General features: G+C 34.4%; 32 protein-coding genes and 1 pseudogene. 11 read left to right on the top strand and 22 right to left on the bottom strand.

Translation table 11 applies throughout. The features are described from left to right. Complete coding sequence (asnB, locus tag ACUXEY_RS12645) at window positions 1-1,824, top strand: asparagine synthase (glutamine-hydrolyzing) (RefSeq protein ID WP_461300846.1); 1,824 nt, start codon at window positions 1-3, stop codon at window positions 1,822-1,824. 42 nt (window positions 1,825-1,866) lie between these two features. Here the strand turns inward: asnB and ACUXEY_RS12650 are convergent, their stop codons facing one another. Then, window positions 1,867-2,694, bottom strand: coding sequence for a protein phosphatase 2C domain-containing protein (locus tag ACUXEY_RS12650; RefSeq protein WP_166702381.1), 828 nt, complete (start codon window positions 2,692-2,694; stop codon window positions 1,867-1,869). Window positions 2,695-2,818: 124 nt separating this feature from the next. Between ACUXEY_RS12650 and ACUXEY_RS12655 the strand changes: the two genes are divergently transcribed. From ACUXEY_RS12655 to ACUXEY_RS12665, 3 genes are read left to right on the top strand one after another with little or no spacing between them, the layout of a single operon-like run. Continuing rightward, a complete protein-coding gene (locus ACUXEY_RS12655) occupies window positions 2,819-3,229 on the top strand; it encodes a MarR family winged helix-turn-helix transcriptional regulator (RefSeq protein WP_461300847.1) in 411 nt (136 codons plus the stop codon). Further along, window positions 3,213-3,542, top strand: coding sequence for a DUF3147 family protein (locus tag ACUXEY_RS12660; RefSeq protein ID WP_166702377.1), 330 nt, complete (start codon window positions 3,213-3,215; stop codon window positions 3,540-3,542). Before ACUXEY_RS12655 ends, ACUXEY_RS12660 begins: the two co-directional genes overlap by 17 nt. A 60-nt stretch (window positions 3,543-3,602) precedes the next feature. Continuing rightward, entirely contained in the window at window positions 3,603-4,418 is an 816-nt protein-coding gene (locus ACUXEY_RS12665; RefSeq protein ID WP_461300928.1) for an alpha/beta fold hydrolase, read from the top strand. A 39-nt stretch (window positions 4,419-4,457) separates the two neighbouring features. Here the strand turns inward: ACUXEY_RS12665 and ACUXEY_RS12670 are convergent, their stop codons facing one another. The 6 genes and pseudogenes from ACUXEY_RS12670 to ACUXEY_RS12695 form a co-directional block, all read right to left on the bottom strand. Next, complete coding sequence (locus tag ACUXEY_RS12670; RefSeq protein WP_000461766.1) at window positions 4,458-4,829, bottom strand: hypothetical protein; 372 nt, start codon at window positions 4,827-4,829, stop codon at window positions 4,458-4,460. Window positions 4,830-5,076: 247 nt separating this feature from the next. Next, window positions 5,077-5,646, bottom strand: a pseudogene (locus tag ACUXEY_RS12675) (histidine phosphatase family protein). Between the two features lie 120 nt (window positions 5,647-5,766). Further along, window positions 5,767-6,858, bottom strand: coding sequence for a serine hydrolase (locus tag ACUXEY_RS12680; protein WP_461300848.1), 1,092 nt, complete (start codon window positions 6,856-6,858; stop codon window positions 5,767-5,769). 97 nt (window positions 6,859-6,955) lie between these two features. Next, window positions 6,956-7,591: a cupin domain-containing protein gene (locus tag ACUXEY_RS12685; protein ID WP_461300849.1), complete on the bottom strand. Its 636-nt coding sequence runs from the start codon at window positions 7,589-7,591 to the stop codon at window positions 6,956-6,958. Window positions 7,592-7,752: 161 nt separating this feature from the next. After that, window positions 7,753-7,914 (bottom strand): hypothetical protein, encoded by a 162-nt coding sequence (locus ACUXEY_RS12690; RefSeq protein ID WP_000109009.1) that lies wholly within the window; start codon window positions 7,912-7,914, stop codon window positions 7,753-7,755. A 65-nt stretch (window positions 7,915-7,979) separates the two neighbouring features. Next, on the bottom strand, window positions 7,980-8,096 hold the full coding sequence (locus tag ACUXEY_RS12695; protein ID WP_078418467.1) for a multidrug transporter MatE: 117 nt from the start codon (window positions 8,094-8,096) through the stop codon (window positions 7,980-7,982). A 41-nt stretch (window positions 8,097-8,137) separates the two neighbouring features. Here ACUXEY_RS12695 and ACUXEY_RS12700 point away from each other — a divergent pair, with 41 nt between their 5' ends. Further along, the gene (locus tag ACUXEY_RS12700) at window positions 8,138-8,560 is read left to right on the top strand and encodes a YfmQ family protein (protein ID WP_000214575.1); all 423 of its coding nucleotides are present in this window, start codon (window positions 8,138-8,140) and stop codon (window positions 8,558-8,560) included. Window positions 8,561-8,613: 53 nt separating this feature from the next. On the opposite strand, the gene ACUXEY_RS12705 is transcribed toward ACUXEY_RS12700, so the two are convergent. The 5 genes from ACUXEY_RS12705 to ACUXEY_RS12725 are packed head-to-tail and all read right to left on the bottom strand — an operon-like array spanning window position 8,614 to window position 14,405. Continuing rightward, the gene (locus ACUXEY_RS12705; protein WP_461300850.1) at window positions 8,614-9,447 is read right to left on the bottom strand and encodes a hypothetical protein; all 834 of its coding nucleotides are present in this window, start codon (window positions 9,445-9,447) and stop codon (window positions 8,614-8,616) included. Window positions 9,448-9,467: 20 nt separating this feature from the next. Next, window positions 9,468-10,730, bottom strand: coding sequence for an MBL fold metallo-hydrolase (locus tag ACUXEY_RS12710; RefSeq protein ID WP_461300851.1), 1,263 nt, complete (start codon window positions 10,728-10,730; stop codon window positions 9,468-9,470). Beyond that, entirely contained in the window at window positions 10,727-12,397 is a 1,671-nt protein-coding gene (locus tag ACUXEY_RS12715; RefSeq protein ID WP_461300852.1) for an ABC transporter permease, read from the bottom strand. The genes ACUXEY_RS12710 and ACUXEY_RS12715 overlap by 4 nt, the downstream gene beginning before the upstream one ends. A gap of 12 nt (window positions 12,398-12,409) precedes the next feature. Continuing rightward, on the bottom strand, window positions 12,410-13,435 hold the full coding sequence (locus tag ACUXEY_RS12720; protein ID WP_431073690.1) for an ABC transporter substrate-binding protein: 1,026 nt from the start codon (window positions 13,433-13,435) through the stop codon (window positions 12,410-12,412). Continuing rightward, window positions 13,413-14,405 carry an ABC transporter ATP-binding protein gene (locus tag ACUXEY_RS12725; RefSeq protein WP_461300853.1) on the bottom strand — a complete coding sequence of 331 codons (993 nt, stop codon included), beginning with the start codon at window positions 14,403-14,405 and terminating at the stop codon, window positions 13,413-13,415. The genes ACUXEY_RS12720 and ACUXEY_RS12725 overlap by 23 nt, the downstream gene beginning before the upstream one ends. A 162-nt stretch (window positions 14,406-14,567) precedes the next feature. On the opposite strand from ACUXEY_RS12725, the gene ACUXEY_RS12730 reads away from it, so the two are divergent. Next, entirely contained in the window at window positions 14,568-15,461 is an 894-nt protein-coding gene (locus tag ACUXEY_RS12730) for a LysR substrate-binding domain-containing protein (protein WP_461300854.1), read from the top strand. Between the two features lie 40 nt (window positions 15,462-15,501). On the opposite strand, the gene ACUXEY_RS12735 is transcribed toward ACUXEY_RS12730, so the two are convergent. Further along, a complete protein-coding gene (locus tag ACUXEY_RS12735) occupies window positions 15,502-16,026 on the bottom strand; it encodes a hypothetical protein (RefSeq protein WP_461300855.1) in 525 nt (174 codons plus the stop codon). Window positions 16,027-16,131: 105 nt separating this feature from the next. Continuing rightward, window positions 16,132-17,400 (bottom strand): MFS transporter, encoded by a 1,269-nt coding sequence (locus tag ACUXEY_RS12740; RefSeq protein ID WP_461300856.1) that lies wholly within the window; start codon window positions 17,398-17,400, stop codon window positions 16,132-16,134. A gap of 118 nt (window positions 17,401-17,518) precedes the next feature. Here ACUXEY_RS12740 and ACUXEY_RS12745 point away from each other — a divergent pair, with 118 nt between their 5' ends. The 5 genes from ACUXEY_RS12745 (at window position 17,519) to ACUXEY_RS12765 (ending at window position 20,458) form a co-directional block, all read left to right on the top strand. Continuing rightward, window positions 17,519-18,730 carry a helix-turn-helix domain-containing protein gene (locus tag ACUXEY_RS12745; RefSeq protein ID WP_461300857.1) on the top strand — a complete coding sequence of 404 codons (1,212 nt, stop codon included), beginning with the start codon at window positions 17,519-17,521 and terminating at the stop codon, window positions 18,728-18,730. Window positions 18,731-18,796: 66 nt separating this feature from the next. Further along, on the top strand, window positions 18,797-18,976 hold the full coding sequence (locus ACUXEY_RS12750; protein WP_001025731.1) for an H-type small acid-soluble spore protein: 180 nt from the start codon (window positions 18,797-18,799) through the stop codon (window positions 18,974-18,976). A gap of 178 nt (window positions 18,977-19,154) precedes the next feature. Then, complete coding sequence (locus ACUXEY_RS12755; RefSeq protein WP_461300858.1) at window positions 19,155-19,490, top strand: antibiotic biosynthesis monooxygenase family protein; 336 nt, start codon at window positions 19,155-19,157, stop codon at window positions 19,488-19,490. Between the two features lie 2 nt (window positions 19,491-19,492). Continuing rightward, window positions 19,493-20,098, top strand: coding sequence for a dienelactone hydrolase family protein (locus ACUXEY_RS12760; RefSeq protein WP_461300859.1), 606 nt, complete (start codon window positions 19,493-19,495; stop codon window positions 20,096-20,098). Next, window positions 20,099-20,458: a hypothetical protein gene (locus ACUXEY_RS12765; protein WP_461300860.1), complete on the top strand. Its 360-nt coding sequence runs from the start codon at window positions 20,099-20,101 to the stop codon at window positions 20,456-20,458. Window positions 20,459-20,485: 27 nt separating this feature from the next. On the opposite strand, the gene ACUXEY_RS12770 is transcribed toward ACUXEY_RS12765, so the two are convergent. The 8 genes from ACUXEY_RS12770 to ACUXEY_RS12805 all read right to left on the bottom strand — a co-directional run bounded on the left by ACUXEY_RS12770 (window position 20,486) and on the right by ACUXEY_RS12805 (window position 26,053). Then, window positions 20,486-20,884, bottom strand: coding sequence for a DUF5367 family protein (locus ACUXEY_RS12770; protein WP_139365361.1), 399 nt, complete (start codon window positions 20,882-20,884; stop codon window positions 20,486-20,488). Then, window positions 20,877-21,461: a TetR/AcrR family transcriptional regulator gene (locus ACUXEY_RS12775; protein ID WP_461300861.1), complete on the bottom strand. Its 585-nt coding sequence runs from the start codon at window positions 21,459-21,461 to the stop codon at window positions 20,877-20,879. Before ACUXEY_RS12775 ends, ACUXEY_RS12770 begins: the two co-directional genes overlap by 8 nt. An 87-nt stretch (window positions 21,462-21,548) precedes the next feature. Beyond that, on the bottom strand, window positions 21,549-21,719 hold the full coding sequence (locus ACUXEY_RS12780) for a DUF3951 domain-containing protein (protein WP_000602229.1): 171 nt from the start codon (window positions 21,717-21,719) through the stop codon (window positions 21,549-21,551). 62 nt (window positions 21,720-21,781) lie between these two features. Next, window positions 21,782-22,093, bottom strand: a complete 312-nt coding sequence (locus ACUXEY_RS12785) for an AzlD domain-containing protein (RefSeq protein WP_000425942.1) — start codon at window positions 22,091-22,093, stop codon at window positions 21,782-21,784. After that, a complete protein-coding gene (locus ACUXEY_RS12790; protein ID WP_166702345.1) occupies window positions 22,084-22,809 on the bottom strand; it encodes an AzlC family ABC transporter permease in 726 nt (241 codons plus the stop codon). Before ACUXEY_RS12790 ends, ACUXEY_RS12785 begins: the two co-directional genes overlap by 10 nt. After that, on the bottom strand, window positions 22,802-23,638 hold the full coding sequence (locus tag ACUXEY_RS12795; RefSeq protein WP_166702343.1) for a TrmB family transcriptional regulator: 837 nt from the start codon (window positions 23,636-23,638) through the stop codon (window positions 22,802-22,804). Before ACUXEY_RS12795 ends, ACUXEY_RS12790 begins: the two co-directional genes overlap by 8 nt. A 178-nt stretch (window positions 23,639-23,816) precedes the next feature. Then, window positions 23,817-25,112: an NtaA/DmoA family FMN-dependent monooxygenase gene (locus ACUXEY_RS12800; RefSeq protein ID WP_461300862.1), complete on the bottom strand. Its 1,296-nt coding sequence runs from the start codon at window positions 25,110-25,112 to the stop codon at window positions 23,817-23,819. Between the two features lie 167 nt (window positions 25,113-25,279). Continuing rightward, window positions 25,280-26,053: a flagellar basal-body rod protein FlgG gene (locus ACUXEY_RS12805; protein ID WP_461300863.1), complete on the bottom strand. Its 774-nt coding sequence runs from the start codon at window positions 26,051-26,053 to the stop codon at window positions 25,280-25,282. Between the last annotated feature and the right edge of the window lie 34 nt (window positions 26,054-26,087).

Below are 26,087 nucleotides of genomic sequence, written 5' to 3' on the forward strand. Positions count from 1 at the left end.
ATGTGTGGAATTACAGGTTGGGTAGATTGGAAGAAAGATCTTTCAAATGAACATGTTATTTTAGAAAAGATGGCAAATCGTATTCAGCATCGTGGTCCTGATGCTGAAGGATTTTGGTTTTCACCTCGTGCGGCCTTTGCACACCGGCGTTTAATTGTTATTGATCCAGAAGGCGGGACGCAGCCGAAGACATTTCGTGCTGGTGATTATACGTATGCTCTTACTTATAATGGAGAAATTTATAATTTCCGTGAACTTAGAGAACAACTTAGGAAATGTGGTCATGCATTTGAAACGCACTCAGATACAGAAGTATTACTACATGCTTATTTAGAATGGAAAGAAGATTGCGTGCAACATTTAAACGGAATTTTCGCTTTTGCCTTATGGGATGATCAGAAGCAACAATTATTTTTAGCACGCGATCATTTAGGCGTAAAGCCACTCTTTTATACTGAAAGAAATGACAGCATCATTTTCGGATCTGAAATTAAAGCATTATTAGCGCATCCATCAGTTCCTGCTGAAATTGATGCGAATGGCATAAACGAAATATTTGGATTAGGCTTATTTCGAACTCCCGGATGTGGCGTCTTTAAACATATTCAAGAAGTGCGTGCCGGACATCGTATAACGTTTACACGTGATAAAAAAGTAGTTACGAAGTATTGGAATTTAGAAAGTAAAGCTCATACAGACTCTACTGAAGATACATCATCACATATTTTATCTATTTTACAAGATACAGTAAAAAGACAATTAATTGCCGATGTTCCTCTCGTCTGTATGTTATCAGGAGGATTAGATTCTAGCGGCATTACTGCACTAGCGGGGAAAGAATTTGCTTCTGAAAATAAAACACTTCATACGTATTCCGTTGACTTTGTAAATAGTGCAAAAGATTTCGAGCTAACATTTGCTCGCACTGGTTTAGACGCTCCTTGGGTAAAACGCGTTTCTGAACATGTAGGGACATCTCATCATGATATTATTGTGAATGCTGAAGAATTAGCAAATCACTTATTCGTTCCCCTCCGTGCAAAAGATTTACCGAGTGCTGGTGAAATGGAAACTTCACTATATTTACTATTTTGCGAAATGAAAAAAGATGCAACTGTAGCGTTATCTGGAGAATCTGCTGATGAAGTATTCGGCGGGTATCCTTGGTTTCACCAAGAAGAATTACTATATGTCGATAAGTTTCCATGGCTAACAAATTGGAAGAATACTTCTCCTCTTCTACTAAATGCAGTAAATAACGAATGCAACCTTGAAAACTATATTGATGCACGATTCCAAGAAGCGATACTTGAAGTACCTACTCTTGAAGGTGAAAGTAAAAAATCCGCAAAACAACGTCAAATGTTTTATTTATTTTTAACGAGATTTCTCCCGTTCTTACTCGACCGTAAAGACCGTATGAGTATGGCTGTAGGGTTTGAAGTTCGTGTACCGTTTTGCGATTATCGATTAGTTGAATATTTATGGAACGTTCCTTTCAACATAAAAAGCATTGATAATATTGAAAAAGGCATTTTACGTAGAGCACTGCAACCTGCTTTACCTGACGATGTACGTAATAGAAGAAAAAGTGCTTATCCAACTTCACAAGACCCACATTATTTACAAACAATCCGTCATTTATCACTCGACATGTGCAGCAATAAAAACAATCCTATTTTCTCACTTATTAATCATTCTACATTACTTGCCATTGCCGATGAAAGCAATAAAGAAATTAACAATTTTGAAGCAAGAAGTGCTATGGAATACATGCTTCAAGTAAATGAATGGTTGAAAACATATCACATCCATATCGCTTAACAAAAAGGAGTTCAAGGGTAAAAACCTTGAACTCCTTTTATATTAATTAGCGCATCTTTTATTTTCAGTATCAATAGACCATCCAATAATTGTGGCACAATCTCTACCTTTCCACTGTAGGACATTTGTTAATACTGGCTCAATCTGTAAGCAACTTCCGTCGTGCAATATTTCTACTAAAGATTGATCATCATCAAATCTTCGTTTATCACACTCTAAAATACCGTCCGTTGCCATTACAATGTGATTCATTCCTTTTTCTAATCCTCTTACACCTGACGTAAAGCAAGGTGTATTTGCTGCGAAAATATTTTTCCTACCGATATATTCGTAATTCTTCCGTTTATTTAATCGCCCTTTACCATTCTTTGTTTTCTCAGAATGGAATAAATATGCGAAGCAATCACCAACTGATAACCAATATAAAAATTCACCTTTTCGCAAACAAATTAAACATGCAAGTTCCTCATCATCTTGATCACATTTTTCAATAAACAATTCATCTGTAAATAACGCTAATAAGTACATATGTGTATGATGAAAAGCTAAATGTATCGGGTAGGAAAATAACTCTTTTAGTTTCTCTTTTCTTTCTGAAATGGCTTCTATTATATAATCAATATTTTTTGTTTTGTGGTGTGTATCAAAAATCATAACAAATTCAAATTGCAATTCAGGATCCCACCAAGCAAGTACCGCATCTCCTCGTTCATATGCGTCACTTTCTTGATTTCCCCCATATACGCCGACTGAAAGAGGACCACACTTTTCAACATGTATTTCATCTACATACATCTGTTCATGACTCATCCATTTGAATGTATTCACAGCTATCATCCTCTCTCTTGCTAAATGTATACCTTTACACATAGATTACCTTATATTTCAATAAAAATAAACTTTTTCAACATTTTCTATCCAAATAAAAGGATTTTATTTCTATAACCACGAATATATCTTACTATAAGATATAAAAACAGGGGGATTTATCATTATGAAAGACATCAATCAGCATTGGGAGAGTATTTATTATCATTTACGATATGAGTATGAGAACAACCTTTCTCACCAAGCCATTCGTATTTTACAACTCATTTCTCGTGAGAAAGATATAACAATTGGAAAAGTGGCTACTGAGCTTAGTCTCTCTCATAACACAGCGTCCGAACACGTAAAGCGTCTTATTCAAAAAGGCTTTATCCTGAAAGAAAGAAATAAACAAGATGAAAGAGTTGTGAACCTTACTTTAACCAGAGAAGGCATTGAAGTATTAGAAAAGCATACTTTACTAGATAAAGAAAAGATAAAAATATTAGAATCTCAGTTATCAAAAGAAGAACAACAACTAATCGAAAAAGCCTTTTCGTTATTAGCGAAGGAGGCAAAATATGCATTTCCTCGTTAAAGTAATCGTATCCGCACTTATTATCGGCGTTATTACTGAAGTCGCCAAACATTATAGTACGATAGGTGGCTTTATTGCTGCCCTTCCACTCGTTAGTTTACTAAGTCTATTTTGGATTTCTTTCGAAGGCGGGAACAAACAAGAATTAAGTCAATTTGCTATAGGTGTATTATATGGATTTCCTGCATCTGCACTACTTTTATTTATCGTCTATATTGGGTTGAAAAATTCATTTTCACTTAGTATATCTGTCCTGTTCGGTATAGGTGTTTGGTGTATCGTTTTTGCTTGTCAAAAATTAATCCAATCTTAGTTAGGAGGGTTTATTATTTATAAATTTGTAGAGGTATTCGGAAAAAATATAGAAGTATTTATAAAAAGAAGTAGTAAACAAACAGTAGTTATTCAGACTGGAATGGGTTGCTCATTTTATGATTGGCTTCCTATTATAGAAAAGCTTTCACAACATTTCACAGTCGTTTCATACCATCGCCCAGGCTATGGAAAAAGTGAACTAGGGAATCATTCACGTACTACATTACAAGCAACAAAAGAACTTCATACGTTATTAGAAAAACTAGATATTTACGAGCCAATCATTCTAATCGGTCATTCCTACGGAGGCTTATGTGCACAACATTTTGCGATGCTACATGAAGATAAGCTGCGAGCACTTATTTTAGTTGATTCTACTTCTATGAACTTACACCGATTAGATGAACTTCATTTACCAATTTCTGATCAAACGGATTCAGATGATATTTGGCTTAAAAAATATAATACATACTCCAAAATGGATGTAAACATGCTTTATAATGAACTAAAACCTATGCTAGCCAATCAATCAAGACAGCAAATTGATTTTTTTACCTCTCCTTCATTATATAAAACGACAGCTTCTGAACTATCGGAGTGGAAAAACTGTGCTCTTTCACTAAAAGAGCTATATAAAACATTAGAAATACCATTAATCGTTATCGGTAGAGATCCTCATTATTCTATTACTCAGTTAACTGAGGGTGGCATGCCAAAAGACGAGGCGACACAACTTGAATCAATGTGGCAAGAACTGATTCATGAACAATTACAACTCTCAATACATAACCAATATATACTTGCCGAACATGCTGGTCACGGAATCGAAAATGATCGGCCTGATATTATTATTGAAGCAATTCAATCTCTATAAATAAAAAAAGGAAGCAACTAAAGCTGCTTCCTTACTTATCTATTCATAATCTTCTTCATCATCGATTTCTTCGTAATACGCATTCCCATTACTTACATAAATAGGGCCATTCGCAACATCAATACGTAATACCCATGCCCATGGCACAGCTAAACGCTTATGTATTGCTCGCCAAAAACTCATTGATTTTCTTTCGTACTCCTGGAACTCCTGAAGTAACTCTTTGTAGGAGGAACCGTCTAACTGAATATTTGCTTCTAGCAAACGAGAATGGGCATAGTACTGCAGCTCTAGTTCAGCAGCAATTTCCATTTCTTCTTCCGTTGCCATACCAATAATTGTTCCATCTGCTGGTGCAATTTCATATACGTTGTGAACTTCAATAAGCCCTTCTTTCTCTTTCTCAAACATGTAAACAGCCTCCTTTAACACATATTTTTTATGTTACAAAGTCATACTTCTACAATAACTTCTCTCTTTCCTCTTTTTTTGATAAACTTTTACAAATTATTTAACCCGCATTAACGGGCAGTATGACCCCCACCTCAAAATTCAGCGAAAGCAAAGAAGTTAAATGGGGTATCAACTGCCCGTAAAAGCCCGATTGGTTCAACTAATAATCAGTGGGGGATGAACAAAACCCCCACTGATTAAAGTTTCACTTTATCTGATAATCTGCAGACAGTATTCTTTCAGCAAAACTGAAACAATTATTATCAAAAGTTAATTTATACACGTCAGGCATATGAAGAGTTTTCCAAAACTGAAAATCATATTTCGAATCAAAATAATTCATTAGTAATACCATAATATTTCCATGAGTACCTATTACAATATTCTTACCTTTATATTTTCTTAATATACTTTTTATACATATTACGGCGCGTCTTTATGCTATATCATTTGATTCTCCGCCTTCGTATGCATAATTCCAATCTCCCCACACTTTCTCCATAGCATCATCAAAATCCTGTACCGGCTCTGTACTTAATAATCTTTCACGTAAATCTTCTTCTATTTGTATCGATATATTATATGTATTCGCAATTCCTTGCACAGTTTGAATTGCTCTTTTATACGGGCTAGATGTCACAACATCAATATGTTTATCTTTTAATACACGTGTTACATTCTCTGCATCACAATGCCCCTTTTCAGATAACGGCCGTTCCCTTTCATCTTTTGTATATGTAGAGTGGGCATGGCGAACGAAATATATTATCGTCATTTTCAACTTCCTTTCTTATTTTCAATCTATATTCAATGAAACAAATAAGAAATCCTGTATTATAAAAAGAAAAGGACACTTTTTATAAAGCGCCCTTGTTTACATAATAAAGTTATTTCATTATAACTTCCTTCTAAACTCTTCATCTGTTATAGCATCTTGAAGAAAATTATCTATATTATTTCTCAACTTTTGGTAGGCAACTTGATCTTCTATATCGTTAAACATAATGACAGCTTCTACCTTATTACCTTTTTTATCTGTAGTATACAAACTTTTTGTCAATACGAATGCAGTAGAGCCACCTTTTTGACCAGCATATTCTAACTTACTATTATTAACTGTTCCTTTGAAAACATTCTCGATTTCTTCTTGCATTGGTTTTGGAAAATAATTTCTACTATTTATCTTTTCCATTATACTCATATAATCTTTAGCGTTTGCACCTACTAATCGATCTGACCAAATTCGCTGAAATTCCATATCTACTTTTAAGGGGATTTCACGTTTTTTCCATTCTTCTTCATTTTTCATCCATTCATGAATTTGTAAAACATGTTTATTATACTCATCCTTTGACATGTTACGTATCATTTCTAACGATTGATTTTCTGGTTCATGAAGCTCTTTTTCTACATACCCTCTCATATATAGTGAAGCAGTATATGAAGTGAACTTGTCATGACTAATAAGCTCTAATTCTTTTAAACTATCATTTACTCTTTCTATTCCAAGCTTATCTAACAAATATGTTGTATTTGCATTAGAACTATAATGAATCATTCCTTTAGCGACTTCTTCTAAAGTAATTTGTCCATTTTTCACCAATTCTCTCGTTTTGGCATCTTCTAACCAGTCAGGATGCGCTCCACCATCAGTGTTTTTAACGTAATATTTATCTAGCTCCTGCAATGAAATTTGTTCATCACGACTTATTTTCCCTTCCGATACTTGCTTAGCAAATTCAACTGCTATTACGATTTTTGCCATACTCGCTAATGGCAATTTTACATCTTCATTTATAGATGTTACTACTTCCCCATTTTTTCTAATTAGTAATGAACATGTTTTATCACCTTTATGCTCTTTTATGTACTGTAATACGTAATTAGGATCTTCTTTTGACAAATAGTACTTCATAATAAAAAAGAAAGCTATAGCGGCTACTATAATAATTCCTGCAACAATTCCTATAATCTTTAATATGTTCACAATATGCCCCCTTTACTAAATTCCCTACTATATAATTATAACGAATCTAATTACAAAATTATACAAAATAGAGTAACTCTTCCTAAAAAAGAAAGAGTTACTCTATTTCACATGATGTTATATGTCCATTTAACGTAACGACTATATTTGAGTCGCCACTTTCTTTAGCACCTTTTAGTCGATTGGAGTTAGGGGGACCAATGACAACTGACTCCTTAATTGGCGAAAGGTCCTTTCCTAACTTTTCCGCACTTACACCGTATGCAGCTTGAAATACTTCTGGCGGTGTTAATCTAAGTATGTCTGACCCTTCTGCTGTTTCAAACTGATCGTTATTGAAGAACAAATGTAATTGTACTTCTTCTGTTACCGCTGTGATCCAATGCCACCATCCCATTGGAATAAAGACAGTTTGCCCCGCCTTTACATGATAATTTTGCAATTGATTCGTTTCCGGATTTAAAATGGATGTAACTGCTTCTCCTGATACTACAACATCTAATTCCCACGCATTCGGATGCCAATGCGGTTCCCGCATATGCCCTTTTGTCATAAACAAATCAACAAACGCTCCTCCTATCATCGCTGGTAACTGCGTTGACGTAACTTCATATGCAACGTTTTTCTCATCCCTTTTAAAAAAGATATTTTTTCTCGAATCAAAGAAAAGGTTTGGAGTTCCTGAGCTTTTCTTTAAATTTTTATTATCTGGAACATAACCTGAACTACTCATTTTATCCCTCTTTTCCACTCCGAACATTTCCATCTTTACATTGTATCGTATGGAAAAAATGTATGAATGTGCCTAATCATTCACATAACAAAAAAACATGCCTTCATGATGAGAGCATGTTTTGTGATATTCTTCACATTGTTTAGTTAAAAAATAAACTTTTACTTACCATGATGTAACATTAAATCACTAAGTTCTTCTTCAATGTGATTTAATTTCGCAACGCTTTCTTTCCATTTATGAATATAACGTGAAACCCCGACAATAAATAAAACAATAATTGTGGAAAGAATAATACCATACACGATTGTTACAGTACTCATAGTTACACTTCCTTATAATTAGTAATGTGGTTATTAGTTATATTTTTATTATAAACCTTTTTCTTTTAAAATACTTCGATTTCAACTTTTTGTAACAAAATTGATTTTTCTAACATTTCGTTCATACAAATGGCATATTTTTCACAAATTATACAAAACTTCACCTTATGTACTATTACCATATGAGTTATATTATTTAATAGGAAAAAGGGGATGATATACTATGACGACTTGGTTTATTGTTATGTTAGTTGTATTTGGGGCATTTAAAATTATCGTTTCTAGCCTTCCCAACTCTGTTATTGAATCCATTATTAGCAAGTACGAAACACATCCACAACTGGAAGAAGAGAATTCGACAGTTACAATCAATGGAAATAACTTAGAAGGCGAACAAAAATCTAAAATTATTCATGATTTTAACGAAGGTTTATTTTTAGATCGCTATTATGCACCACCACACAATGAGGGCACGCCTTTAATTATCAATGCAAAACGTGGCAAAAAAGATTTTATCTTTTATATTTATAGTCATGAAGAGCATGTTGATGTTGTAAAGCAACATAAAAAGAAGGTAGTTGCTTATAGTTTACGCTCTAAAAACCTTCAAAATAATGATATGTTCGTGTCAGCTGATTTAGCTTAATACTCATATATTAGAAAAAGGAATCCATATATGTAAGGATTCCTTTTTACTATTCACTGAAAAATAAGCTCTGTTTTCAAACTATCTTTCGGTAACAGCCATCCTTTTTGATCTAAACGCTGCATTAATAATTCTCTTTGTTCTTTTGCAATACTTTCCTCTTTTGTTTTAAACGACACTTCTATTACGAAATCATCTTCTATTTTCCCTGTATTACTTAGTGGCCAAACTTCAATATTCGTTTTAATATTTTCAAATTCAGCTGTATACCTTTTCATTAATACAGGGCCATAAATACGAGAATTTTTGAGCATTTCTTCTCCCCAATTCGTATACAACCATTTGTTCATTTTTCCTGGTAACTTTTCTATTAACATGTTTTGAGCAGCTCGTTCGTTTGGTAAATCAAGTACTCCATATCCTTTAGCACTGTAGCTTTTCTTATTTGAAATACTTAACGTTTTCTTCTCAAATCCCCAATCTATTTCCGCCTCATAGTTATCGGTTTTACTATCAAATCCATCATTTTTAGCCACTTCTAGTGCATCTTGAATTACACCATTTTGAATAGGATATCTTTTTTTATATGTTAGCTCAAAATCTTTACTAAATTCTTTCTTTCGAATTCTCGCAAACCAACCTTCATTACTTAAGTTTTTATTTGCCGTATCTAAAAATTGCACTTGTATTCTTTCATAATTTGTACCAGCCTGGAAATATTCTAGTACCTCTTGATTTATCTCTTTGTTATAACCTAATACTTGTTCTGGTTTTAATAATAACTTCACTTCAAAACTAGGTGTCATTGGACTGGCAGCAAACCCTTCCTTAACGTTATAAAGGAAACAACAAAAGAAAATACTTACGAATACAAATACTTTTTTCATATACCTATCTCCTTTACATTTTAAATAACTTCTATACGTTCCATAGTAAGTGAATACACATTTTCATACCCTGCCGTGCTCAGCTTTTTCTGTAATCGATCCGTATCCTCTTTCAAAGCGTGCACTAACACCGTATGTTCTGGTAATAATGTATTTAACATCTCTTGCACGTCTCTTATACTTTGGTGAACTTTATATGGAACTCGCTTCACTCTACATTCTTTATTTACACGTTCGTTCATAATCTTTTCTGCAAAACTCCCTTTAGCAATATGCCCAGTAAATAGAATAGAATTTCGTTCTTCATGCCGAAGTTGTTCATAATATAACTGCGCTCGCTTCGTTTGCATATTCGCATCACTCATTACAACTATTCCAAAACTATTTTGCATACAGCTGTCATGATCCATAACGATTATGTTTCTTTTTAAACTCTCCATAAGTCCTTCAAGTTCTTCATTGTTTTTGATCCAATCTTTATATACGAACATCTCCTCAAATCCATCCAAAATTTCTTGATCTACTATAATGGGAAGTTCTTTATATTTTTCATACAAATACAGTACGATATCTTGCGCCCTACCAAGCGGTGGCAACGGTAGTAATGCTATTCCTTTCTTTTGCGCAACTCGCTCAATTTCTGTACATAATTCGTTTACTCGTTCATATTGCGAAACATCATCAGTATGATAAGCGGCATCAACAATTGCGACTTTTATATCACCGCGCAAATTCTCAGGTAAATTAGCTCGAAGTATGTTAGACTCTGCTGAATAATCTCCAGAATAAAATACATATGTATGGCTCATATCCACTAAAAACCAAACAGCCCCTAATACATGCCCACTATACCCCCATTGAAAACGCAATGTAGGTGTAATCTGTATCCATTCATTCGGATTACTTATCTCATCAATATAAACATAATTCAAATCTTTAACATTTTGGTCGTTATAAGGTAAATGCCATCCTTGCGCCAAATTGTAGTTTCTCCATTTTTCATAATAAGCAGGAAGTTGCTCCTTCGTATAACGGGTCGTCCAAATTTTTTTCTTATATCCATACTTCGCTAATAATGGTAAACCCATCGTATGATCTTCATGAATATGTGATAAAAATACTGCATCTAAAAATGGTACAACTCCCCTATCTATTTTTGGATAACTATCCTCATATGATCGATTAATACCACAATCAAACAATATTTTCGTCTCTTTATTTTTTACGAAGTAACAGGAACGACCATATTCTCCCGCTCCTCCCCATACTTCTATCTTCATCATGCTACCCCTTTTCGTTTTTGCTCTATATGTTGCAGAAGTAATAAGCATAATGTTGTAAGTCCAACTGAAACGACAGCCATCGCCATACCAATAGAGACTTCTCCTTGTTCAAATTGAGCAAAAATAAATGTTGCTGACGTTTCTACTGATGGAGGTAGTACGAGAAGCGATGCTACTAACTCTCTAATCGAGATTGTAAATGTCATCGCCCATCCAGCGAGAATACCTGGAATAATAAGAGGTAATATTATTTTCCTAAAAATATAAATATAATTTCCAGAAAAAATACTTCCTGCCTGCACGAGAGAATCATCAATTTGTCCAAACGACGCTTTTACATACTGCACCGTATAAGGTAAAAAAAGAACGACGTACGTTACGATAACCATGACTGGTGTATTGTAAATTGACAGGGGCATATAGGGTGAATTCCAAAATAAAATAAGCCCTACAACCATCACGATTCCTGGTACCATATTCGGTAACATACCGCACATATCAAGCCATTTTTCAGAGGACTTTTTCCCCTTTCGAATCATAAGCGCCAAAAAGACTCCAATCATAGCGGCAATAATCGCTGTTATAAGTGAAAAGAGAAAACTATTCCATAAAGCTTCTAATCCTGGAGAGCCAATTGTAAACAATGCCTCATAATGACTCGTTGTAAAGTTATTTACATGTAAGCCGCCGCCTCTTAATTTCGATAATGAAGCAATAAGTATAGAAAAATACGGGATTCCAATTGATACGATTAATAAACCAATTACATAAACCCATGCTACAATGCGCGTAAAGATAGACAATGTATACCTTTTAGATTTCACACCTTTTCCACTAACCATTGCATATGAGTACTTTCGGTTCAATACATTTTGCATATACCAAATGAGCATACATGCGCTAAGTAATAAAGAAGATAATGCTGTTGCACTACTAAAATCAATCGGCCAACTCGAAATAAATTTATGAATCTCTGATGTTAACACATGAAATCCTATTCTTCGTCCGAATGTAGCCGGTGTTCCAAATTCAGCAATCGTCTTTACGAAAATAAGTAAAGCACCCATTACATAACTTGATACTAATAACGGCAATATTATTTTTCTTAAACGATAGAAAAATCTCCCACCATGAACTGCTGCAGCTTCTTCTTTACTACTCCCTATTTGAAGTAACGTATTCTTCAACATGAAGTAAAGAAATGGGAATAAATGCAGACTCATTATTAAAACCATACCTCCTAAACTAAAAAACGAAGTTGATATCGTCTTTAGCATCGGAAAAAACTGTTCGAAATAGCCGTTCGGCTGCATGAACAAAATCCAGCCCATCGATCCAATATACGGCGGTGTCATAAATGGAATCATAAAAATAATATCTAACTTACTATACTTTCCAACATCTGTTTTACTCATAATGAACGCTAATGGAAATGCAAATATGGTTGCTCCTATTACTACGAGTACACCTAAAAGTATCGAGTTTAGAAAAATCCCAGCTAATCCACCACTCTGCATCACTTCAAAAGGCTTTAAAAAATTCCAACTACTATTTTCATATACACTAGAAAATAAAATGAGAAAAAGCGGAATGACGATTAACATCGCCACAAGTAATAACGCTAACGTCATTCCAACTTGTCTTACTGATACGAATCGATTTACCATGTAATCACCATCTTATTGAAATACTTTCTTAAATTGTTTTCCTATTTCATCTTGTTCTTTCTCAACTGTTTTCCAATCAATATTTAATACCGGAATTTCTTCTACATTCGGTCTATTTTCAGCTTTTATATCTGTTCTACCTGGCAATAAATATGCTTTAGCAACTTGTTTTTGCACATCATCTGATAATAAATAATCAATAAACTCTTTTGCACCTTCTACATTTTTACTATCCTTCATAATACCTGCTGCACGTGGGCTAATAACTGTTCCGCTTTTTGGATAAACAATATCAACCGGTTCACCCTTTGCTTTTGCACTGTACGTCATATAATCAACACCCGCAATGACCATATCTTTTGCTCCTGTTACAACTGGATCTAATGCTTCTTGGTTTGCCCCTGCTACTGTAACTTCATTTTTCTTAAGCTGTTCAAATAAATTCCATCCATCTTTTCCATTCTTTTTCACATATCCTGTTACAAAATCTAAAGCTGAACCTGAAAGTGCTGGATCTGGAAGATTCACTTTCCCTTTCCATTCTCCTTTCGTTATATCGCTCCAATCTTCAGGCGCTGTCTTTACATTTTTTGTGTTATATACAATTCCTAATGCTGAAGCACTATATCCAAAATAATGTCCTTTATCATCCGACCATTCAGAACGAAGCTTATCAGCTTGTTTCGCTTCTTTGTAAGCTAACGTTTGTCCATCCTTTTTTAATCCTTCCATCGCTGGTAAAGATGCAAGTACGACTACGTCTACGACTGGATTTTTCTTTTCAGCTTCCATTCGCGCTAAAATTTTTCCAGTTGTCCCTTGAAACATTTCTACTTTTATACCCGTTTTCTTTTCAAAGTCCTTTTGAATTTTTTCTGCTAATCCTTTTGGCCCTGCACTATATACGACAATTTTCTTTTCATTAGTCGTTTTACTTTTTGCATCTGCATTACCTGTCTTTGAGCTACACCCTGTTACGACTGCAGAAAATAATAAAGTACATACAAATAAAGACTTAAGCGAACTGAATTTCTTCATACGATTCTCCCCCTATATGATGAATACATTTTTTCGGTACATATAACGATACTGGTTTCCCAATGCTTAGCTTACTATTGTGATAAGCTGTCCATACACCGCGTGTCCCCATGTCTACTTTTACTTCATAACGTTCCCCTACATATGTAACGTGCTGAATTTCACCTGTATATATTTCGCACACTTCATTTTTCGTCCAGCTTACATGCTCTGGACGAACCATTTGTTTCCCGTCTACAAGCCAATTTGCCTTACCAACAAATTTTGCAACAAATTCATGAGATGGCTTCACATAAATGTCTTCTGGTGTTCCTTTTTGTAATACTTCTCCTTGTTTCATGACAATGATTTGGTCTGACATTGACATAGCTTCTGTTTGATCGTGGGTTACATACAATGCCGTTAAACCAATGGAATGAACGATATCCATAAGCTCTAATCGCATTTCTTCTCGCAAAATTGCATCGAGTGCACTGAGCGGTTCATCAAACAAAATGAAATGCGGCTTTGTTACAATCGCTCTAGCAAATGCGACACGTTGCTGCTGTCCGCCAGAGAGTTCATGCGGATAACGTTTCTCCATCCCTTGTAAGCGAACTCGCTTTATTGCCTCTTCTACTTTTTCCCGTAATTGATTCGTTTGCTTTGTAGCCCTTAAACCAAATGCAACATTTTCAAATACAGTCATGTGTGGCCATAAAGCAAAATCTTGAAATACCATACCTATATTACGTTCATGAGGAGATGTTTTTATTTTTTTAGCAGAAGAATACATGCACGTATCTCCGAAATATATTTCACCTTTATCTGGTTCTTCCAGTCCTGCAATCATTCTAAGTAAAGTCGTTTTCCCGCATCCCGAAGGTCCTAAAAGTGTGGTAAATTCACCTTGTTTCATCACAATTTGTAATGGCTTTAACGCCTGCGTTTTTCCAAAATTCTTTTCTAATCCACTAATTTGAATGTCCATCGTTTCACCTCTCTCCCCTCACTCTTAACCTGCTTTCATTCTATATGGAAGATTTATACTGAATGTTAATGTACTGTAAAGATTAAATTAAAAAACTTCTAATAAACTATTTATTTCTATAGATTTTTTCTATAGTTAAAATAAAAAAGGCGGCAATTCATAATGAATCTCTTAAAATTAAAAATTGTAGTGCTTATTAAGAAATACAAAAACCTTACGATCGTTGCAGAAAAACTAGGTGTTAAACAACCTACTATTACATTCCATATAAAAAGCTTAGAAGAGGAACTCGGTGTATCTTTATTCGAATTACGTTCGGGAAGGTATTTCTTAACAGAGGCTGGTGAGGCATTGCATCATTATGCTTGTAAAATAGATGCACTTATGAAAGAGGCTAGACGGGTCACGCAAGAGTTTAAAGATTTTCATAAAGGCGCTATAACAATTGGCGCTAGCTATGTACCAGCGACTTATCTTTTACCAGAAATTATCTATCAATTCCAATGTGAATTTCCAAATATAAAAATAACACTTATGGTAAAAACAGCTCCTGAAATTCGAACGATGCTACAAAATCATGAAATCGATCTCGGTGTAATTTCCGCAGCACCGTTTGATGAATCACTTTTAAAACAGACGAATGTAATGCCTGATACACTTGTTCTTGCTTTCTCCAAAGAACATTATTTTTCAAAAAAAGAAAATGTATCATTACAAGATATCGAAAAGGAACGAATATTACTACATCGTAATCCATCTACTACGAGAGATTTACTTACAAAATGGATGTTAGCTCATAACATTACATTCCAATCTGAAATTGAATTAGATTCATTAGAAACGATGAAACAAATTTTAAAATACGGTAATGGAGTTGCCTTTATTTCTAAACTTGCTATTGAACAAGAAGTACAACGAAATGAACTACGCTACATACCAATCCCTGAATTTGAATTTCAACGTAACATTTATACGATTCATCATGAAGACAGATGGAATTCTAAAATTATTTCTTTTTTACTACAGAGTATCACTTCTTATGCAGAAAAAAGTTAAAAGGCTGTCGTTATACACGACAGCCTTTTACACTATGAATCTATTTATTTTTCTTCGCTTCAATTTTTGCTTGTGCCTCTTCAGCCTTATCTAATGCTTCTGAAACTTTTTTCTCTTTTTCTTTCACATCATCTATACTATCTACAGCTTTAATAAGTTTATCAATTCCTTCTTCTTCTACTTTTCTCCGCTTTGCTACTCTTTCATTCACTTTCTCTTCTACATCTTTTGCTTTTTGAAGCATATTTTCGGCATTTGATGTTACAGCTGTTTCAAGCGCATCGTCTTTTTTCATTTGTAACACTTCATTTGCAATGTCTTTCGCTTCTAAATACTTACCGTCTTTTAATGCCGTTGCTCCGTGATCCATTTTCTCGGCCATTTCTTTATATGATTTCGCTTCATTTCCTGATTTCTCTTTTTCTGCTTTTTCAAACCACATTGTTGCATCACTATATTTTTCATCTTTCAATGATTGCATACCTGTATCAATATACGTGTCATAATTGCTACATCCAGCCATTACGACTAATAGAAAAAGCATAACAAAACTTAATTTTTTCATGCTGTTGTCTCCTTTTCTTTGCCTGCTCACTATACTGTAACATACATGAAAAAGAGTTTCAAAAACTAAAATACTAATTTGGTCATTTTTATTATTTTCTTGTTTTTAAGCCGACACATCTACTTGTTTTTTCGCCATATGTTGCTTTACTCCAACTAATACAACTAACAATAAACCTCCGCCTATTGTCATCATAACAATGCTAGTTGGCAACATATCTAATAATAATCCATATACAATCATACCGAGCGGTGCGATTGCAGTCGCAATTGTTTCAAGTAGGCCAAACACACGCCCTAAGTAGCTCGGATCTGTCGTTTTTTGCATATGTACTTGCATTGGAATATTTACAATCATAATTGCTATACCAGTTAACATCATGAAAGCAATATAGTAAATAAAACTTGCTACTTTTGGAATGATAACTAACAACGGAAAGACTGTACATAAACTTAAACCCGCAAATAAAAACAGTCCCGTATAAATAGAACGAAACGGATTATTCACTTCTTTACGCACTGATAAAGCAATCGCCCCCATTAGCATCCCGACTGCCAACATTCCCTCAACAATACCGAGTTGCTTTGAAGATAAATGCAATGTATGGACAATAATGTAGGGAAGTGCAACGGTTAGCCCACAAGCAAAAAAGTTTACCCACAATGCTACTTTCATTAAACCATATATTTCATATTGTCGTTTTACATATGAAAATCCTTCTTTTATACTCGTTAAGAAATGCTCTTTACTCTCAGCCACTTCTTTTTTATATAAATCAAATACGATAAATAATTGCAAAATAACCGCTAAAAAGAATGTAATACTATTTAACAAAAAGAACGACTGAATTGAAAAGAAACCAAATACAACTCCGCCAATAATTGGCCCTAAAATATTTGATAAAGAAGCTGCCGTTTGATTTAAAGCACTCGCTTTCTGAATACGCCCTTCATCTACTAAATTAGGAATAGACGAAGTTAATGCAACAGAATAAAAACTTGCACAAATTGATAATAATGCTGCTGAAATATAAATAAAAAGAAGTGATGGTCCAAATATAGTAGCAAGAATAAACATAATAAGCATCGTTAAGCTACTTAATAAATCTGTACCAATGACAAGCCACTTTCGATTCACACGGTCAGCTACAGCACCAGCAATTGGTCCACAAATCATCCGTGGAAGTGATCCGCAAACGAGCGTAGTTGCAAACCCCATCCCTGAACCCGTTGTCTTTAATACGTATAACCCCATTGCGAACGTATAAATACCTGCGCCTAATAAAGACGTCATTTTTCCAATCATCATTAAAATGATATTTCTCGTTGCAATCTTCATTCTTGAATCAGTTTGACCTATACTTACATCTTCCATTCTGACACTCTCCCCTTAAAAGTTAAATTGTGTTAAACTTATTATATAATCAACTTTCCAATTATTACAACAAAAAGTTTAATTGTATTTAACTTTTTAATTATAAAGGAGCTACAATATGGCAACTCTCGGCGAAAAAATTAAATCATTACGAAAAGAAAAAAAACTTACACAAACAGAACTAGCAGGTTCGGAACTGACAAAAAGTATGCTTAGTCAAATTGAAAATGGAAAAGCTACACCTTCGATGAAAACATTACAATATATTGCAGAAAAACTTGGATGTGAAACGAGTTTTTTATTAGAGGAAGACGATGATGAAATGGTAGAACTCATTCAAAAAATGGAGCGACTCATAAAGAATAAATGCGATGAAGTATATGAAACTTTACTACCTATCGTTCAAAAAGAGCTACCTTCTACTTTAAATACAGCTCGTTTATATAAACAGTTCATAACAGCAGCAGCTGTTATGAACGATTATAATATTGAATATTACGTTGAAACCGCTGTTTCTATATTTGAAAAATATACTTTGTATCGCGAAAGTACTGAAACGAAACTACTGTTTTACTATATGCTCTTCAAGCAGAAAAAATATAAAGAATGTTTACAGATGATCGCCACAATTCGTGATGAATATAAGGCGAAGAATTTAGAAATGGATCTTATTACACATATACAACTATACTTAAAAGAGGCAATTATTTTACTCGCATACGGCAATTATGAAAAATGTGAAAAAGTCATTTTAGATGCACTTGCATTTTCAAAAAAACATCAAGTGTATTATAAAACAGATGAATTTTATCGCATTTTATCTTATCAAAAAATCATCACAACTGATAAAGAACAATATTTATATTACATAAAAAAATCGGAGCAATTTGCCATTTTTACAGAAGATACTTTATCCGCTGCAAATGTAGATATATTAAAAGCTTATTACTACAACACCGTTACGAATGAATATACAATCGCATTGGAACATCTAGAACAATTTCGAGAAAAACTAAAAAATGATCCAATTTTCCAAGACGATGGGCTGTATTATCTTGAAAAAGGAAAATCTTTGTATGGTTTAAAACGTTATAAGGAAGCTTTGGAAACATTAAAACACGCTACCATACCAGATTATATGAGTCATCCACTTGATCAATCGTGGGTATTAACAGCTGGGTCTTATCGTGCCCTTTGCTATATAGAACTTCAAGATAAAAAATCTGCCTTAGAAGAGGCAAAAGAAGCTGTTCAAGCAATAGATAGCTATCCTAATTCGATCTTCACTTCATTTATTAAAGAAACATTACAAATAATACAAAAACTTTAAGAATGTCTCTAAATGGTATATTATTCCTCTTTTTTAGCAAAGATAATAATGATGGGAGGAATATAAATGAATATACAACGTGCAATAGAGCTTTCTATGTCAGCAGAACAAGCCAATGTCAATTTTCAAGGCATGCCTGTTATGATTCAACACGTCGACGAAAGCAATGAAACCGCCCGCATATATGAAGTAAAAAACCCAGGACGCGAATTAACAGTTCCAGTTAATAGCCTAGAGGAAATATAAGAAATGCCACTTCATTTTTTTGAAGTGGCATTTTTCTTTTTTTAGATTACTTATTATAAATTTCTTCTATTTTACAGGAGCTGAAAAAACAAGAACTTTCTACTTCTTTTCTTTTTGTGACCTGCTAAAATACAAACTATAGATTAATTATTCACACTATACATTAGGGGGAAAAATAATGGCATCTAATTTAGAAAAAAACAATTCTTATTATGCAGTTATATTCACTTCCAATTTATCTAATGATACAGCAGATTATAGTACAGTTGCCGATAAAATGGAGGAACTTGCAAAGCAGCAACCTGGATTTCTAGGTGTAGAAAGTGCGCGAGATCAAGCAGGGCTTGGAATCACAATTTCTTATTGGAAATCACTTGAAGCAATTGAAAATTGGAAACAGAACGTCTTACATAAAGAAGCGAAAAAAAGAGGTCGTGAGCAATGGTATGAAAACTTCCACCTACGTATCTGCCTTGTTGAGAAAGAATTTAAGTTTCATAGAGGTACTTTGTAGATATGAAGAAAAAATTAGCTCTCGTTGTTGTTCATGAAATATATGGTGTGAACAACCATATGCATCACGTTACCGACCACTTCACTTCATCTCATATAGATGTATTCTGCCCTAATCTGCTACAATCGCAACATGCATTTCCTTATAGTGATGAAGAAAAAGCATATCATTTTTTTATGAATCATATTGGATTTGAAGATGGAAAAAAGCAAATTGAAAAATTCATTTCTTCTCTTTCTAGTAGTTACACACATATTGGACTTATCGGCTTTAGTGTTGGTGCTACCATCTCATGGCTATGTAGTAACAATCCGAACATAGATTTTATTATCGGATGCTACGGTTCCCGTATACGTGACTATATTCATATGAAACCAACATGTGCTACCTTACTTATTTTCCCTGAAAAAGAAGCTAGTTTTTCAGTATCCTCTTTCATTCAAACATTGCAGCAACAAAAAAATCCTTTATTAGAAATAAAACAACTACACGGTGAACATGGTTTTCTAAATCCGTACACTGAAAAATATAACGGACACTCTACAAATCAAGCATACAATTTAATTGATTCATTTCTTGTAAAAAACACTCTTATAAAGGAGATGTAAATGACACTTACATTACTCTTACTGATTTTCATACTCATTGCCTTTTTCTTAGCACTAACTATCATTTTTGTAACCGTAAAAAAGGGGGAGTTTTCCAAACGTCCTTACTTACAATCTATTATCGTTTGCATTTTATTTTTTACAAATTGGATTTTATATTTATCAACTTTTTATGCATTACTTCCCGAAAAGATTAGTGACTTCCTATTTCTACCTATTTGGTTTTTCCTTTGTATATTAGGTTTTATCACTTTCTGGCGCGAATGGAGAAACAATCGTGTGTTCTCCATATGTATCGGTTTTCTTTCCTTTATTAGTTTTTTATTTGGGTTATTGTTGTTAGTTCTTTCGGGGATGTAACTGTTATAAAGAGGATTAAAAACCTCTTTATAACAGTCTTTTTCGTTCCATAACGAAAGGAATTATTAAATACAGAGCGTAAGCAATCACCATCCAAATGGTAAATGACATGATTTGCTGTGAGGATAATTGTGAGAATATGTTAGAAGAATGATACAAAATATAAGAATCTAAAGTTAAACCGATTGCCGTACCACATATACCTAACTTAATAACTGCATATTTTGTAGTATCTAGTCTTTTGTATAACCACATTACAAAGTATAAAGCTATCGCTGTTGCTAATTCAAGAAACGTCAATTGTAGAAAAAATCTATTTGAAGTGTATTCTAATAAAACAGAAGAACCGAAAATAATGAAGAACACTGAGGCAAAAAACCAAACGCCGATAGAAAATAAAATAGTGAGCCAAAGTTTATTATTCACTACCATTACCTCCCTTTTGTAGCTCTATGAACTTTTCCAATAACAGGTGCAAATCACCATATACTTTGTCGCTAGAAAAAGATGGATTGAATAAGGCTTGCAATGCCAATCCATCAATTAATGCATTACATAAAACGCTCCACGTTTCAGTTGAAATTTGAGATGTCATTGTACCTCCTATATTTTTATTTAACACTCTTGTTAATTGTTGGTTTTCATAATGTAACAATCCACCAATTTTATCTTTCATCGCATCATTTTGTAATCCGCTAGCTACTAATTGAAAAAACAAATGATGATACATTGAATCTTTCACACATCTACTTTTAGCAGACTGTAAAGCCTTTTCTAACTGTACATCCTTTCCTATTTGTTCCCACGACGCTTTACAAAACGCTTCGGTTACTTCAAGTAATAATTGATCCTTCGTTTTAAAATGATAATATACGGTACCTTGTGTAACTTGAACACTTTCTGCAACTGCTTTTAATGTCAACTTTTCCATCCCGTACTCTGCAATAATTGTTTTTGCTGCTTCTAGTAACTTCTCTTTATTAACAACGTTTGGTTTTGCCACTTCTACGACCTCCTTTTAAGTTAGTTAGATAACTAACTTAAATTATACAGAAAAATCAGATAAAACAAAAGGAAGAAAAGCCACCATTCAACTTTTCTTCCTTCTATCTTTACCTTTAGCTTTCACTGTCACTGATTCACAAGGTGTATAATATATTTGAGGTGTCGCCTTATCAACAAACATCATAAACGTAATGAAGCCGATAATAAAGAAAATAAACAACGTTAACAAAATTGCTCCTATCGTTAAAAGTATCATAACACCACCCCTATATCTTTCATGTTATTACACTTTTCGCTATTAAATGAGCGTAATCCTTTTTAGAAAAAGAAACGTAACAAAATAATCACAATCACTCCCGTTAATACTGTACCTAATAAACTACGAGTATATATCGCTACAAGAAATGTTGGGATTGCTGCAATAAGATAATCCCATTGCATCGTCTCATGCATAAATAATACTTGTGCTAAAAGTGCTGCTAATATCGCAATTGGTATGTAATTTAACCATTTTAAACCCCAGTCCGGAATTTGAAGTTTGCTAAATACGAGTAGAGGTAAAATACGTGGTACGAGTGTAACAGCTCCTGCTGCTAGTAAAAGTAACAGTACGTCCAATCTCATTTCCATTTTTCAATCACCACTCCAATCGTCGCAGCTAGTAATGTTGCGATAATAACCGCTATACTATCTGGCATAAATAAGTGTGAAACGTATGCAATCATAATTGCTACAATTGCAACAGTAAGATGTATTGCTAGTTTCGGTTTACTACTTATAAGTTGAAGGACAAATAACCCGATAAACATTGCTGGTAATGCATAATCCATGCCGTACGTATGCGGATCTGGTATCCACTCACCAAACAACCCGCCAATAATAGTAGCAAGAATCCAATTTAAATATGCTGTAACATTTAAGCCCATCATCCATCTGTCGCCTACATATCCTTTTTGCGCTGCGTGCTGTACTGCAACGCCGAACGTTTCATCTGTAATTTGAGAACCGATAATTACGTTTTTGACTAGGGGAAGCTTCGTAAAGTACGGCGCGAGCGCAGCACTCATTAGAAGGTGGCGTAAATTAACAAAAAAGACGGTGAAAATAATTGCTGAAGCAGGAGCACCAGCTGCATACATACCAGCTAATATAAATTGGGCAGAACCTGCATAAATTAAAGTGGACATAAACGCAATTTCAATGATGGAAAAACCTGCTGTTTTTGCAATTACACCAGCTGCTATCCCGATGCTTAAATAACCAAATACAGTCGGTAAACAATCTTTTACTCCTTGCTGAAATGTATCATCACTTTGCAAAGCTACATGTGCCTGAGCTTTACTCATTCGTATCATCCTCCATTCCTTTCATCGTTCGTTTTCCAGTTACGACATGAACTAAATCAATATTTTCACGCCATAACGTATCTAACTTATCCGCTCCAAACTCCTTCGTAATTTCCTCAACCATAATATCGTGCCGCACATACTCTGTAGCAACGAGAACTAAAGCTGGGTCATACGTTGTAACGGCCCATGAAGTGCTATCATTTGAGAAGTTCGCAATTAATACTTCTTCCCCGTCACGAGCAATAACAGTTAAATGACCACCCATTCTCTTTTCAACGACGTGGGGCGTCATATAATTATGGTGAAACGTCGCGCCTATTTTTGTATTGGGAGCACCAAATAAGATTGAAAATATATGTACACCTTCCTCTTCTTTTTGATGAATATATGGTTCAATTTCATGCACTTGATCTTCCCATACAGAAATCCATAACTCTTCCTTCGCCCTATTAATTATATTGCATATTTCTTTTACAACACGATCATTTGAGCGAATATGCGAAATTACATCTATTTGTCGCTCTTGTTCTAAACCATTTAATTTCTGATTTAAAAATTCAAAGGACTTTTCAAAATCTTTTCGCATTCGATTCATTAACTCCGTAGCTGGTACTGGTACATATTTCACTGGTTCAGTAGGAACGATATGCACTGATCCTTTATCCATCAATTTACCGAGCACTTCATAAATCATCGAACGAGGTACCCCTGTTTGCTTACTCACTTCATACCCTGTTACTGGGGAATGTTTTAGTAGTCCAATATACGCTTTACATTCGTATTGGGAAAAACCTAACTTTTGTAATTCCTTTATAATTTCATCCATCGGTAATCCCCTCTCATTCTATATAACTCTCATTTCCAAACAATACATATATGTTAGTAGTTATTAGTATACCTACTAATATAAAAAAACAGACCCGCAAAGTCAATTGATAATTCTGAAATTTCAACCGCAAATAAAAAGCCTTCTTATGAAAGGCTTTTTGTACATACTATTTCACTTATTTTAGCTGCAACGTATTTGATAGGTTCTCCTCCAAATGTTCTCGTAAAGTAGAACCTGTATACTCTTCCCTAAATACACCGGCCTTCACAAATAAAGGAATGACTTTACTAAAGAATAGATTTAGTGACTTTGGAGGTCCTCCTGGGATAGCAATAAATCCATCTAACGCTCCCGCCTCAAACCTATCCATAATTTGTTTCGCAACGTCTTGCGCTGTACCAACCGCAACCCAATGAGCCGATCCAACAACTTCTGGTCGTTCTAGTATTTGTTCAAGTGTTGGTTCATTTTTAATAATGTAGTTCCGTAATAATTCGGCATGTGTTTTACTGCGAACAGTTTGATCCTGACTTGGCAACATCTCTTCCGTAATCTTACTTTCTAGCGGCATCTCTCTCGCATCTAGTCCAAGAACCATTTCAAGTAACGCATATCTCTTTTCTTTTGTGAGATGTTGATGTGCTTGCCTATGCATTTCTAACGCTTCTTCATATGTATCACCAATAAAGAAATATAATCCAGGTAATACGCGTATATCATCTTGCATTCGGCCATGCTGTTCTGCTCTTCTTCTTAAATCTTGACGCAGTTCTATTCCTGACTCTACATCTGGCGTTGCAGCAAAAATTGCATCCGCAACAGAAGCTGCAAAATTCCGGCCTGACTCCGAAGCACCAGCTTGAAATAATGGCATTTCCCCTGAAATATGCTGCGGAATATTAAGTGGACCTTTCACCTTAAAGTATTCACCATTATGCTTAATAGGCTTTACCATCTCTCTAATCACATCAGGGTTATCTACTTTCAATACTTCATTAGGGTGACTTCTCCAAAGTTTTCTTACTAACGCTGTACATTCTGCCGCTTTCACGTATCGCTGCTCTGATGATGGCATCCCTTCCTCACCGAAGTTTTCAGCACCGTCAATGGATGTGACAATATTCCATCCTACTCGGCCGTTACTAATCCAGTGTAAAGATTGTAATTGCCTCGCTAATATATATGGTGGATAAAACGAAGTTGAAGCAGTCGTAACGACTCCAATTTTTTCTGTTGCATAAGCAATAGCTGTAAATAGTAATGTCGGATCTAAAATGACATTTCCTTTATTACGAGCGATTAAATCTGGATGCGCCACTAAATAATCTGCTTTAAAAACAAAATCTAACTTCGATTTTTCCGCTTGTTTCGCTAGCTCTACTTGCTCATTGATTCCCGAATCAAATATACAATCTTCTTTCTTTCTAGAAATTAAACATAATCCAATACAAAGTTGTTTTTTTGTAGACATATACACACCATCCCCTTGTTTTAATTCACTTAGTTAAACAAATGTTGCTGTCATTATGAAATTCCATTCTGATGAAAATATATAAAATGATATTGATAATCATTATCATTTTATGATGTAACTGTAATAAAAGCAATATAAAAAAGACTTCCGCTATGGGAAGTCTCCTATCTCAATATTTCATTCGCTTCTTTTTCATAAATTTTATCAAATGAAGTCATAACGCGTTGTGATGCTGAAATCATTTTTTGATCTGTCATAAGATCTGCCATCTCTTTCGTCATATCTACATTTGAATTTTCTAGCATATGGTTTTTTACTAAGCCTGTTCCGTTCGGTAAATCAGCAATGTTTCCTTCTGCTAGTGCAAAGCTTTTGTTCTCTCTTTGCATTAGACGTGCATTCGCTTCTGCATCTACTGTTTTTGTTTGCAGGCGAGCAATATTATTTTGTGTTACTTCATCATATAATGTACCATCTGCTTGTACAGCTACCTTTGCTCCTTCAGGAATACGAATACGTTCATTATTCTCTCCCATAACAAAAGCGCCAGATGATGTTTGCAAATAACGATCACTATTTATTGTAAAACTACCATCTCTCGTTAAAAACGTTTCATCGTTTTTAGATGTCACGAAAAATGATGTTGTACCGTTTGCACCGTCATCTAAAAAGAAATCTGTAGCACTATTTGTCATTTGTATATTTCCTTGTACTAAGTTCACATGCGTTGCGGCTGGTACTACAGCGTAATCGACCGAACCGATATTTGTCACAGCTCCATCACCACGGCGATATGTATCTTGTACATCAAATACTTTAGAAGTCATGTTTTCTGCTTTAAATCCTGTCGTTTGAGCATTTGCAACGTTATTCGAATGAACATTAATACGCTGCATGTAATTCATCATACCCATAGAACCTATATAAAGACCGTTCATACTCGCTTGAATAAGGCAGTTGCCTTATCCTTCA

The organism is Bacillus sp. F9_6S_D1_P_5 (assembly GCF_054823925.1).

Excerpts from the sequence above, each read along its gene's own strand:
- asnB (WP_461300846.1), top strand. The coding sequence starts at position 1 with ATGTGTGGAATTACAGGTTGGGTAGATTGGAAGAAAGATCTTTCAAAT.
- ACUXEY_RS12650 (WP_166702381.1), bottom strand. The coding sequence starts at position 2,694 with ATGTGTAAAGGTATACATTTAGCAAGAGAGAGGATGATAGCTGTGAAT.
- ACUXEY_RS12655 (WP_461300847.1), top strand. The coding sequence starts at position 2,819 with ATGAAAGACATCAATCAGCATTGGGAGAGTATTTATTATCATTTACGA.
- ACUXEY_RS12660 (WP_166702377.1), top strand. The coding sequence starts at position 3,213 with ATGCATTTCCTCGTTAAAGTAATCGTATCCGCACTTATTATCGGCGTT.
- ACUXEY_RS12670 (WP_000461766.1), bottom strand. The coding sequence starts at position 4,829 with ATGTTTGAGAAAGAGAAAGAAGGGCTTATTGAAGTTCACAACGTATAT.
- ACUXEY_RS12685 (WP_461300849.1), bottom strand. The coding sequence starts at position 7,591 with ATGAGTAGTTCAGGTTATGTTCCAGATAATAAAAATTTAAAGAAAAGC.
- ACUXEY_RS12690 (WP_000109009.1), bottom strand. The coding sequence starts at position 7,914 with ATGAGTACTGTAACAATCGTGTATGGTATTATTCTTTCCACAATTATT.
- ACUXEY_RS12695 (WP_078418467.1), bottom strand. The coding sequence starts at position 8,096 with ATGGTAATAGTACATAAGGTGAAGTTTTGTATAATTTGTGAAAAATAT.
- ACUXEY_RS12700 (WP_000214575.1), top strand. The coding sequence starts at position 8,138 with ATGACGACTTGGTTTATTGTTATGTTAGTTGTATTTGGGGCATTTAAA.
- ACUXEY_RS12705 (WP_461300850.1), bottom strand. The coding sequence starts at position 9,447 with ATGAAAAAAGTATTTGTATTCGTAAGTATTTTCTTTTGTTGTTTCCTT.
- ACUXEY_RS12710 (WP_461300851.1), bottom strand. The coding sequence starts at position 10,730 with ATGATGAAGATAGAAGTATGGGGAGGAGCGGGAGAATATGGTCGTTCC.
- ACUXEY_RS12715 (WP_461300852.1), bottom strand. The coding sequence starts at position 12,397 with ATGGTAAATCGATTCGTATCAGTAAGACAAGTTGGAATGACGTTAGCG.
- ACUXEY_RS12720 (WP_431073690.1), bottom strand. The coding sequence starts at position 13,435 with ATGAAGAAATTCAGTTCGCTTAAGTCTTTATTTGTATGTACTTTATTA.
- ACUXEY_RS12725 (WP_461300853.1), bottom strand. The coding sequence starts at position 14,405 with ATGGACATTCAAATTAGTGGATTAGAAAAGAATTTTGGAAAAACGCAG.
- ACUXEY_RS12730 (WP_461300854.1), top strand. The coding sequence starts at position 14,568 with ATGAATCTCTTAAAATTAAAAATTGTAGTGCTTATTAAGAAATACAAA.
- ACUXEY_RS12735 (WP_461300855.1), bottom strand. The coding sequence starts at position 16,026 with ATGAAAAAATTAAGTTTTGTTATGCTTTTTCTATTAGTCGTAATGGCT.
- ACUXEY_RS12740 (WP_461300856.1), bottom strand. The coding sequence starts at position 17,400 with ATGGAAGATGTAAGTATAGGTCAAACTGATTCAAGAATGAAGATTGCA.
- ACUXEY_RS12745 (WP_461300857.1), top strand. The coding sequence starts at position 17,519 with ATGGCAACTCTCGGCGAAAAAATTAAATCATTACGAAAAGAAAAAAAA.
- ACUXEY_RS12750 (WP_001025731.1), top strand. The coding sequence starts at position 18,797 with ATGAATATACAACGTGCAATAGAGCTTTCTATGTCAGCAGAACAAGCC.
- ACUXEY_RS12755 (WP_461300858.1), top strand. The coding sequence starts at position 19,155 with ATGGCATCTAATTTAGAAAAAAACAATTCTTATTATGCAGTTATATTC.
- ACUXEY_RS12760 (WP_461300859.1), top strand. The coding sequence starts at position 19,493 with ATGAAGAAAAAATTAGCTCTCGTTGTTGTTCATGAAATATATGGTGTG.
- ACUXEY_RS12765 (WP_461300860.1), top strand. The coding sequence starts at position 20,099 with ATGACACTTACATTACTCTTACTGATTTTCATACTCATTGCCTTTTTC.
- ACUXEY_RS12780 (WP_000602229.1), bottom strand. The coding sequence starts at position 21,719 with ATGATACTTTTAACGATAGGAGCAATTTTGTTAACGTTGTTTATTTTC.
- ACUXEY_RS12785 (WP_000425942.1), bottom strand. The coding sequence starts at position 22,093 with ATGGAAATGAGATTGGACGTACTGTTACTTTTACTAGCAGCAGGAGCT.
- ACUXEY_RS12790 (WP_166702345.1), bottom strand. The coding sequence starts at position 22,809 with ATGAGTAAAGCTCAGGCACATGTAGCTTTGCAAAGTGATGATACATTT.
- ACUXEY_RS12795 (WP_166702343.1), bottom strand. The coding sequence starts at position 23,638 with ATGGATGAAATTATAAAGGAATTACAAAAGTTAGGTTTTTCCCAATAC.
- ACUXEY_RS12800 (WP_461300862.1), bottom strand. The coding sequence starts at position 25,112 with ATGTCTACAAAAAAACAACTTTGTATTGGATTATGTTTAATTTCTAGA.
- ACUXEY_RS12805 (WP_461300863.1), bottom strand. The coding sequence starts at position 26,053 with ATGAACGGTCTTTATATAGGTTCTATGGGTATGATGAATTACATGCAG.